The following is a 10,370-nucleotide window of genomic DNA, read 5'->3' on the forward strand; positions in this document are numbered from 1 at the left end:
CTGATTCATACACATCCTCAAGACTTATAAAAATCCACCCACTTGGATATAAGCCTAGCCAAGTAGGTAAATTTATTGTATATGAACCCAATTCTAGTTTTTAATCGCCATTGATAATATTTTATTTCAAATTTATAAAAAAATAGTTCGTGTTTCATGGCTTTAATAATTGATGCTTGTATATCGAAAATTTTAAGTTTATTTATTTAGTAGTTAAAAAAGCCACCTAGTTGTAGGTGACTTTTCTCCGATCAAAATTTGACAAAAATTACTGAAATTTTAAACAGCGATTATTCATCAATACAACTGGGAATACCCAAAACGGCACAGGGGAAATTAGAACCTAGAGACTCAATCATCGGATGATTGACAGAATTGCAACCTAGAAACAGAATATCGGCAGCTTCTGATTCAACAACTTTGTTAAGTTCTGTGGAAATACAGCCAAACCGCAAATGAGATTTGAAGGAACCCTGCCATTCTTCAGCCAGACTTCGGGCTTGCCAGAGAATTATATCTGCTTGTTGTAGGGGAGTTAGCACTGTCTGCAATTTGGGTTGAGTTAATACCTGTGTTACAGACTTTGATACTTCACTGACTTGACATTCCAATGAAGGCTGTTGTTGGGGAAAGTTCAAGATATTTGGATACTGACCGCTTTGATTATCTTCTACCACATAAACGGCTTGAACTGTGACTTGTGCATTGGTAGCTAAACGCGTTTGATGGGCAATCCAAAAGGCAATATCTAGTGCCGTATGACTGTTAGGAGATGCGTTATACGCGACAATTAAATTAACTGCTTTTGCTTTTTGAGGTTTTTTAGAAAAAGGTTTTTTTGGTTCTGGCAACAGTACCATTTGCTCAATTAAGTCATCTCGACCTGTGGCACTTTGCAGACGTGCTAACATTGGCTTGATTTTCACAGCTTTACTTCTCCCAATGAAATGAATTAGCAATGAGAAGCAGGGTGACAAATTTTAGATTTTTGGACTTCGGCTACGCTCAGTCGAACGATTTTGGATTTTAGATTGAGTGACGATAACCAAAATCTCAAATCTTAAATCAGTCAAGGAAACCCCAATAATAACTGTATTACAGCCAAAGTCTTGGGGGTTCCTTCCATTGCCTACGGAGTTAGCTGACGGGCTAAGACTGGAAGGTGTCTCTCGTAAGATTAGCCCCAAACATTGGTTCCTCCGTTCCAAATCCAGCTTTCATGAATTTGAATTAGGCTACCCACTAAAAAAAATGATAATCTAATTTACTCGTCTTGGGCAAAATATCGATCAAGAAAATTTAGGGCGTGGTTGCGGAGTTCAAAATATTCTTTTGAGTTTCGCATGGCGGCCCGATCGCGTGGATGCTCAAAAGGAACTTCTAAAATCTCCCCTATACTAGCAGACGGGCCATTGGTCATCAAGACGATGCGATCGGACATATAAATTGCTTCATCTACATCGTGGGTAATCATCATCACTGCTTGACGATTATTTTCCCAAATATCCAATACCTGCCGCTGCAATTTGCCACGAGTTAGCGCATCTAGTGCCCCAAAAGGTTCATCCATTAGCAACATTTTGGGACGAATTGCTAAGGCTCTGGCAATACCTACTCGTTGTTTCATACCTCCAGAAATTTCATCAGGATATTTGTCAGCCGCCGCCGTCAAGTTTACCATTGCCAAGTGTTGATTTACAATGCTAATTTTCTCGGCACGATTAGCATTTTTTAACACTTCATCCACAGCTAAACGGATATTTTCTCGTACTGTTAACCAAGGTAACAGTGAATAGTTCTGAAATACCATCATCCGTTCGGCTCCGGGCTGACGAATTTCTTTTCCATCTAGCCGGACTGAGCCTGAAGTTGCTTTTTCTAAACCAGCTACTATCTTGAGTAGAGTTGATTTTCCACAACCTGAGTGACCAATTACAGAAATATACTCATCTTCACCAATCGTTAGATTAACTCCATCCAAAACGACAAAATTATCTTTGTCAGGTGTCGGATAAGACTTGACTAAATTTTCAATTTCTAAAAATCCAGGGCGGGGCAGAACTTGGCTCTGGGTATTAATAGGTAATGAGGTATATTCCATCATCAAAATGCTCCGGAAATAATTTAGTCATCAATCAATTTTAGATTTGCACTAGCGTAGCGTTAGCGAGTCCGCGAGCGTCTTTTGGATTGTTTTTGACCAAAAAGGTGCTGGTCTGCTAAGGATTTTAGATTTATTCTGCCTACAACGAATAAGGCATGAACCGAAGAAGCAAAATCCAAAATCCAAAATTGGCACAGTTAATATTTGAACTTGGGATTTAAGACATGAAAAAGCGAGTGGGAGCATTAGCCCTGATGGCAAAACTATTCAGATAGCCCACAGGATCGCTGGGGTCGAAACCTTTCTGATCTATAAATACTTCTGGTGGTTCGACCTTGTAATCATCCTTGGGACACTCAATGCCCATTTCAGACGCTATCTCCCGATATAAATCTGTTCTCCAGCCTTGTTCGGCTAATTTTTCGGCATTTTTGGGGAATTCCTGAATTTGTCCCCACCTGGCTGCTTGTGTCATCAGCCAGATGCTTCTCGATCTCCACAAGAATGTTGAGTGTTCTCCTGGCTGTTTGGGAAGGTTGTCAGGAATATCGAAGAAAATCGTGGTGTCAGCGGCTTTGATGGTACGGTCTTTGCCATCAAAGCCACCATAGTTGTAATTACCGAGAATTCCCGGACTTGTAAACTTTGCGATTGGGGCATCTTTCTTTTTAGGTCTAGCACCTGTAAAGGAACGGTCTGTAAGTAGTTCGGCTACTTCTTGGCGATTTTCTACTTTGCTGCAATACTGACAAGCTTCAATCATCGCTTTTACTAGGGAACGATAGGTTTTGGGATTTTTGTCGATGAAAGATTCCATCACGCCCAACAAACGATCTGGGTGTCCCAACCAGACTTCTTTACCTTGTGCGAAGGTAAAACCGATGTTTTCATTACCTGTAATTGCTCGTGTATTCCAGGGTTCTGCAACCATGTAAGCTTGCATTGCACCAATCCGCACGTTTGTCACCATTTGAGGGGGCGGAACGATGATGATCCGAAACTCTTTAAGCGGATCTACACCAGCGGCGGCGGATATGTAGCGGACAAAGTATTCGTAAATGGCGGAACTTAATACTACCGCCCAAACTCTGCTTTCTGGCGGCTGCTTGTCAAAATAGCCTCGGAAATCGCGCCCAAAGGCTTCTAAAGCGCCATCGCCATATTGTTCTTGATACTCGTACCACGGACGCAGCCCAAAATCCCACATGGCTTTGTTCATTGTCATGGCGTTACCGTGACGGTGAATGGTCATGGCTGCACACAAGGGGGCGTGGCGTGCCCCTTCGGCACCAATTCTGGCGTTGGTGACTGCACCGGATACTACGGGTGAAGCATCCAGGCGACCAAAAATTAAACCGTCGCGGGAGGTGGCCCAACTAGCTTCGCGGTTAAGTGTAACGTTCAAACCATATTTGCGGAAGAAGCCTTTTTTCCAGGCGATCGCAAATGGCGCACAATCATTAACAGGAACGTAACCAACGGTGAGATCGGACTTTTCTAGGTCTTGCGATTTAACTACTGGTTGTACGGCTAAGGCTTCTTCAGTTAGCCCTTTGGCGGATCTGTCTCCTGAAATTACACAGGAGGACAGCGCTATTCCTGTTGTGGTTGCTCCTATTCCCTTAATAAAATCTCGTCGAGTCCAGTTTATATCACCCATTTTTGTAGCTCCATTGGTGATTAATTGCTCAAGCTTTAGACGCAGAGTCTCGTTGTATTTTATTTTGCTGTTTTGATAGCAGCCGAATTTTGTTAGTTGGAAGTTCTAGGGCGATGGGTTACTACTTCTTGGAGTTTACCCACAGCATAATCTAGAATTAACCCAGTTAAGCCAATTATCAACACAGCTAAAAAGACTGAACTCAGGTTTAAGCGACTCCATTCATCCCAGACAAAAAACCCAATACCAATACCGCCTGTAAGCATTTCTACGGCAACGATTACTAACCAAGCTATGCCTAAACTAATTCGTAAACCTGTAAAAATATACGGCAGACTTGCAGGCCAAATTATTTTTGTAATTCGTCGCCAACGGGGCATTTCCAGCACTTGTGCCACATCTAAATAATCTTTAGAAACGCTAGAAACTCCTAAAGCGGTATTAATAATTGTTGGCCATAAGGAAGTAATAAAGATGACAAAAATGGCGGAAGGATCTGCTAAATTGAAAATTGCTAAGGCGATGGGCAGCCAAGCTAAGGGCGATACGGGTTTGAAAATTTGAATAATGGGATTGAGCGCTAGCATTGCCGGTCTGGACATCCCAATTAGAAACCCCAAAGGAATCGCTACTACCGCACCTAACAAAAAGCCCAGTAATACTCGCCGCAGACTTGCTATCAACAACCAACCAATTCCCAAGTTGCCTGGGCCTCTTTGATAGAAGGGATTTAAGATGTAGTCTAGATTAGCGATTAGCGCTTCTGGTGGGGTGGGCATTAATTCATGATTGGCAAGTGCAACAATCCACCACAGCACAATTATTCCCAAGAAGCCTAATACAGGTAGAAAGAAGACATCTCTAAAGATGACAGGTTTTGTCTTTTTCCAAACGGCTTGCCCAGCGATCGCTGCGATCGCAGCCAAATTTAGTTGAAATATCATTTACGACCTCAACAGATTTAAGTGCAGGTACAAAAATTCTGAGCAGTACCAGCCTTGGACACCGATGAGATCGGAACATTATAAAAATGCCGTCTCTTCAGTCTCCTCCCAATGCCTACGAAGTTAGCTGACGGGCTAGGGCTGAGAGATGCCCTTCTGAAGAAAGTTATCAGTTATGAGTTGAATATTTAGTAAAGTAACTTCTAACTCTTCACTCTCAACTTTTCACTTTCTCTGAGATACGCCCCACAATTTGGTTCCTCCGCTCCAACGTCACCCACTGTGATTCGCTGAATTAGGCTGACTTACTCTAAGTAGATACGAAATTATCCACACTATAACATCGATATGTGGAATATAACATCAATGCTTCAGTAACAGCAGATGTATTATGATAAATCTTGTTTAGTTTACTACTGTGATAAATTGACTACCTGGCTTTTCAGTAATCATCAAAGTTTATAATTTTGGTTGTAATAGTGAGTGAACTCCTTGCACAGTCAGCTAAAGACTTTAATTTAACTCAAGCATCAAGGCTGTTACTTACTATATTTATATTCTTTAAGATAAGATACATATTATACTTAATGATTTTTTTCTACGGTTAGTTAATCCGGCTAACGAAAGAATGCATAAAATCTATTTCTTTTGGTAGGTGAAACATATTACTAAATTTGGTAAAACACCGCTCTAGTCGCTAAACTATTTCCATATGGAAGTTTACTCATCTATCTCCTAGCTGAATTTAACATAATGGATTTTAGTCAAGTACTGGCTGAAAAAACGGACACCATCCTTGATAAATGGATATTAGCAGTTCGCAAGGATAGACGGATTGAAAGTGCTGATGACCTATCTTATACAGCAGTAAAGGATCACATCCCTGATGTTTTGAAAGCAATGGTGACAGTGCTTTCAAAATCTCAGGATAATGATATTCAGTCAGTAGTTACTGCCAGTTTCCAGCATGGAGCTATTCGAGCCGAACAAGGCTTTGATCCAGCAGAAATTGCCAGAGAATATCATCTGCTCCGAACAGTAATATTTGATGCTCTACAAGCAGATTTATTGAATGGAATGCCTGTAGAGATAATTCGTTCCATACGTTTGATTGACGCGATTGTAGATGAGGCGATCTCTCGATGTTTCAAGAGTTATGTTGAGGAACGCTTGCGGGAATTACAGCAGTTGCAAGCATCACTAACGCTCCATAATGAGGAACTTACGCAGTTAATTAGCGCCAATCAAGAATATCTTTCTCAACTAGCCCACGAATTGAAACATCCTTTAACTTCTATTATTGGCTACTCGGATCTGTTTTTACGCCAACAACGACGAAAGACTGAGATAAAAGACAACTATAGCAATTTAGAACATATTGAGCGCGTACTACGCAATGGTAGACAGTTACTCCATCTGATCAATGATGTACTAGAACTTTCGCGCTATGATGCAGGGCAGATAAAACTCCAACTAGCACCCACCGATGTGCGTGAATTAATCAATAATGTGTGTGAAATGTTGGAACCTTTAGCTGCTGGGAAAAATTTACAAATCCTGGTGGATTGCGATCGCGCTCCCGAAAAATTAGTCACAGATGCTTTTCAATTACAACAAATTATTACAAATCTTATTAGTAATGCGATTCGTTATACAGAGTCGGGGACTGTAATTATAATGTGTCAGGTGTTGGAAAACCAGAGATGGGCGATCGCCGTTTCTGACACTGGAATGGGCATTGCACCAGAAAACCAAACCCAGATATTTGAACCCTACTTTCGTGTAAGTGCTAGCGATCGTCCCTATCTCCCCGATAGTACTGGATTAGGGTTAGCAATAGTCTCGCGGTTGGTAAAACTATTGCAAGGTGAAATTAACCTAGCCTCGCAGGTAGGCGTTGGTTCTACTTTCACCGTCATTTTTCCCTTAGAAGTGAATAGTTGAGAAAAACCACGGCGAGGGCGACTAGAAGTCGCATACTACACAAGCAAAGTCTACGGAGGTGGGTTTTTTCTGTGTACCTGCGATTTACAATCGCCAGAGCTTGACAAAATCCTCTTAGGGATGGTAAACATCCCCATTTTTATCGGGAGCAATACCATTTTGTGAGATGGGTAAGCTCTTGAGGTTGTTGAGGTTGGGGACTTAAGCAGACCCCAAAAATGTGTGTATTTATTATCCAGAAAGGGCTTTACTTATTTACCCAGAATTCAAATCTGGAGTCTTTTCTCCCTCTGCTTCCCCTGCTTCCTCTGCTCATTTCACGATTATCTGACTTTTTCGCGTTACTCCTTTTTTATCTTTCCACCTCATCTACTGCTTTAGGAACCCCCGCAGTTAACACCTCATGTCCATTAGGCGTAACTAACACATCATCCTCAATACGAATGCCAATGCCAACCCATCGAGGATCAGTCTCTGGCTGGTCTTCTGCTAGTTTCGTATCTGGCACAATATAAATTCCCGGTTCTACTGTCAAAATTTGACCTGGTTGCAAAATTTGCGGTTTGTCATCACCGTGCTGGTAAACGCCCACATCATGGACATCCAAACCTAACCAATGACTAGTGCGGTGCATATAATATGGTTTGTATTTCTCTTCTTCAATTAACTTGTCAATTTCACCTTTGAGAATCCCAAGTTCGACTAAACCTTCCGTGAGGACACGCACTGCTGTATCGTGAACTAATTTGAAGGGATTACCTGGTTGGACTTGAGCGATCGCTTGTTTTTGCGCTTCTAAAACAATCTCATACAGCGTCTTTTGTTCGGGCGTAAATTTACCGCCGACGGGAAATGTCCGGGTAATATCTGAGTTGTAATAACCGTAGGCACAACCGGCATCAATTAGTAGTAATTCTCCATCCTGCATTTGACGATTATTTTCAATGTAGTGCAGTACGCAAGCATTTACGCCGGAAGCCACAATCGAAGGATAAGCTGGCCCTAACCCACCCCGCACTCGAAAGATGCGTTCCATCTCCGCCTGTATTTCGTACTCATAACGTTCGGGTGCAGCAATTTCTTGGGCGTAATTGTGCGCTTCAGTTGCGATCGCTACTGCTTGACGCATCAATCCCAACTCAGCTTCACTTTTGATCAATCTCATACTGTTGAGGACAAGGCCAGTATCTTCAATAGCGATCGGTCCTGTACCACGTCTAGGATAAGTCCGCAGTAAACTTTGGTAATGTCTGAGGATTTGGTCATTAAAAGCGCGATCGCGTCCTAAGTGATAATAAATACGGCTGGCTTTTTCTAAATACTGCGGCAACTTTTCATCTAACTCGCTAATGGGGTAAGCTTCATCAGCACCATAAATTTCCTTGGCTGCATCTACCCCAGAAAGATAACCAGTCCATACTTCCTTTTCGCGATCTTTAGGTTGGACAAATAGCACAAACCGATGTTCTGAATGATGTGGCGCTAACACTGCAACTGCCTGTGGTTCGTTAAAACCAGTCAGGTAGAAGAAATCACTGTCTTGGCGATAAACATACTCGACATCGTTGTGCATCACTGCCATTGGCGCACTGCGAAAAATGGCTGTACCATCACCAATTTTTGCCATTAACTGCTCGCGACGCTGCCGATATTCTGCTTGCATAGCTGATTTATGTATTAAAGTACTGTGTTATTTTACACTTTTGACAACCAGAGGATGCACAGATAATGCTTCTCGGTAGTTGCTAATCTAAATTATTCTAGCCAATATTTGTTTCTACTCAAGTCATAAATTATTAGAGAATAATCAATTTTATTCAAAGGCTTAGATTCTACACTTTTTAAATAACTCGGAAATCTTGTTCTTATCCAATGAATTAGGACTAATGTGGCGATAGATTCTGTCTTAAGTAGGTATCAAGCTTAAAGTGCTTACTACCAACTTTAATTTATTCATGCACAGCTACTTAGCATATTTGTAAATTTGTAAAAAAATATGGCTACTGTCGATATTTTTATCTGATTGATTAACTGTTAAAGATATAAGTATAATTTTATCCAAAATTTAAGTGTCAAATTAAATAGCTAAAATCATCCAATTTTATCTAGAACTAATCATATACATAAAGCACAAAAAATAGTTTGCAATTGTTTGTATAGAACTTGAAAATTTCATAATAATCATTTAAAACAAATAGATGTTTATCTTCAATGAATGACATTAATAAAGAAAAAATAGTTATAAAGAAATATTTAAAAGCTGGTAAATGTTATTTGGTTACAGAAAGAGATTGCCAAAAAAAGTTAAAAAAATATGACAACCAATAATAAAAATACACCATGCCGGAAAATTCAAATTCCTCACCCTTATCTTTGAATACATCTCGATTAGCATCAGATTCTTTTGCAAAATCAGAAATCTTGACAACTTCTCTTAAGAGTTTAAATTATGATTTGGGGTTTGGAAATAAGAGTTCTTCACTAGCACTAGAAAGTGAACCAGTGACTGTGCCTGTCAAAACGTCAGCAAATCCCAATCCTAATCCTTACTTAACTAGTGCGGCGATTACTCCTGACTTTAACGGTGATGGCAAAACTGACAAAGTTTGGGTGGATTCTACAACCGGTGAGATTATCATTCGGTTGATGGATGGCACAAAAGTTGTTGAACAGGGTTCTCTAGGTCAATTTGACCTATCTGCCTATGATTATAAAATTGCTGACTTCAATGCTGATGGCAAAACCGACTTCTTATTACGCAATAAGACAACCGGTGAGAATAGCGTTGTGCTGATGGATGGAACCAAAGTTGGTACTGCGGCTTCTCTAACTAGCGTTGATCCAGCTTGGACTCCTCAGATTGGCGATTTTAATGGCGATCGCAAAACCGATATCTTCTGGCATAATGGCACAACTGGTGAGAACGCTATTTGGGAGATGGATGGTACTACAGTTCTGAATGCAACTGTTCTAGACACTACAGACGCAGCACTAACTCCTAGCATTGTTGATTTCGACGGCAATGGTAAGAGCGACATTTTCTGGCGCAATCAGACAACCGGCGATAACACCGCTTGGTTTATGGATGGTACGCAAAAGACTGAATTTGCGCTGCAAGCACAAGATGCCGCTTGGACTTCTACCCTTGGTGATTTCAACGGCGACTTTAAGACTGACATTCTGTGGAGAAACGCTCAAACTGGTGAGAACAAGGTTTGGACGATGAATGGCATCTTAGTCACAGAGGGTGCTTTGGGGACACTTGACTCATCCTGGACTTCTAAAATTGGTGACTTCAACGGTGATGGCAAGACCGATATCTTCTGGCACAATGGAACTACAGGTGCAAACACCGCTTGGTTGATGGATGGTACAACAGTTGCTACTGAAGCTTTCTTACCCGCTAATAACGCGGCCTTGACACCATCCCTTGGCGATTTCAACGGCGATGGTAAGACCGACATCTACTGGCGCGATCAGACAGCTGGTGCAGACAACATTTGGACTATAAATGAGACAACAGCGGTTGAGACTCCCATCAGCGACGCAGATAAGCTTGGTCCACAGTGGTATACGTTCTAAAAGTTAGGGTCATGGGGCATAGGGTATGGGCATTGGTCAATAATCAATAGTTCTTCTCTCCCTGCTCCACGGCAGTTGCTCTACTTGGGGAAACCCCATCGCGCAGCGTCTCGTAGAGAAGACCGCACTGCCTCCC

General features: G+C 41.5%; 7 protein-coding genes and 2 riboswitches. Of the genes, 2 read left to right on the top strand and 5 right to left on the bottom strand.

Going from position 1 to position 10,370, the window contains the following annotated elements; translation table 11 throughout:
- Positions 1–290: 290 nt before the first annotated feature.
- From RM347_RS06590 to ntrB, 4 genes are all read right to left on the bottom strand, one after another.
- On the bottom strand, positions 291–911 hold the full coding sequence (locus RM347_RS06590; RefSeq protein WP_322717567.1) for a universal stress protein: 621 nt from the start codon (positions 909–911) through the stop codon (positions 291–293).
- Positions 912–1,111: 200 nt separating this feature from the next.
- Positions 1,112–1,247, bottom strand: a riboswitch (cyclic di-AMP (ydaO/yuaA leader).
- Positions 1,248–1,264: 17 nt separating this feature from the next.
- Positions 1,265–2,101 carry an ABC transporter ATP-binding protein gene (locus RM347_RS06595; RefSeq protein WP_322717568.1) on the bottom strand — a complete coding sequence of 279 codons (837 nt, stop codon included), beginning with the start codon at positions 2,099–2,101 and terminating at the stop codon, positions 1,265–1,267.
- 220 nt (positions 2,102–2,321) lie between these two features.
- Complete coding sequence (locus RM347_RS06600) at positions 2,322–3,764, bottom strand: ABC transporter substrate-binding protein (RefSeq protein WP_322717554.1); 1,443 nt, start codon at positions 3,762–3,764, stop codon at positions 2,322–2,324.
- A 92-nt stretch (positions 3,765–3,856) separates the two neighbouring features.
- Positions 3,857–4,708 carry a nitrate ABC transporter permease gene (gene ntrB, locus RM347_RS06605; RefSeq protein ID WP_322717555.1) on the bottom strand — a complete coding sequence of 284 codons (852 nt, stop codon included), beginning with the start codon at positions 4,706–4,708 and terminating at the stop codon, positions 3,857–3,859.
- 97 nt (positions 4,709–4,805) lie between these two features.
- A riboswitch (cyclic di-AMP (ydaO/yuaA leader) is annotated at positions 4,806–5,020 on the bottom strand.
- 441 nt (positions 5,021–5,461) lie between these two features.
- Here ntrB and RM347_RS06610 point away from each other — a divergent pair.
- Positions 5,462–6,652, top strand: a complete 1,191-nt coding sequence (locus tag RM347_RS06610) for a sensor histidine kinase (RefSeq protein WP_322717556.1) — start codon at positions 5,462–5,464, stop codon at positions 6,650–6,652.
- A gap of 352 nt (positions 6,653–7,004) precedes the next feature.
- Here RM347_RS06610 and RM347_RS06615 read toward each other — a convergent pair whose 3' ends face one another.
- Positions 7,005–8,315, bottom strand: coding sequence for an aminopeptidase P N-terminal domain-containing protein (locus tag RM347_RS06615; RefSeq protein WP_322717557.1), 1,311 nt, complete (start codon positions 8,313–8,315; stop codon positions 7,005–7,007).
- Between the two features lie 677 nt (positions 8,316–8,992).
- Between RM347_RS06615 and RM347_RS06620 the strand changes: the two genes are divergently transcribed.
- Entirely contained in the window at positions 8,993–10,234 is a 1,242-nt protein-coding gene (locus tag RM347_RS06620; RefSeq protein WP_322717558.1) for an FG-GAP repeat domain-containing protein, read from the top strand.
- Positions 10,235–10,370 lie beyond the last annotated feature (136 nt).

The sequence above is a fragment of the Nostoc sp. ChiQUE02 genome (genome assembly GCF_034531305.2).
GTDB lineage: Bacteria > Cyanobacteriota > Cyanobacteriia > Cyanobacteriales > Nostocaceae > Nostoc.

Coding starts and splice junctions, on each gene's coding strand:
- RM347_RS06590 (WP_322717567.1), bottom strand. CDS start 911: ATGTTAGCACGTCTGCAAAGTGCCACAGGTCGAGATGACTTAATTGAG.
- RM347_RS06595 (WP_322717568.1), bottom strand. CDS start 2,101: ATGGAATATACCTCATTACCTATTAATACCCAGAGCCAAGTTCTGCCC.
- RM347_RS06600 (WP_322717554.1), bottom strand. CDS start 3,764: ATGGGTGATATAAACTGGACTCGACGAGATTTTATTAAGGGAATAGGA.
- ntrB (WP_322717555.1), bottom strand. CDS start 4,708: ATGATATTTCAACTAAATTTGGCTGCGATCGCAGCGATCGCTGGGCAA.
- RM347_RS06610 (WP_322717556.1), top strand. CDS start 5,462: ATGGATTTTAGTCAAGTACTGGCTGAAAAAACGGACACCATCCTTGAT.
- RM347_RS06615 (WP_322717557.1), bottom strand. CDS start 8,315: ATGCAAGCAGAATATCGGCAGCGTCGCGAGCAGTTAATGGCAAAAATT.
- RM347_RS06620 (WP_322717558.1), top strand. CDS start 8,993: ATGCCGGAAAATTCAAATTCCTCACCCTTATCTTTGAATACATCTCGA.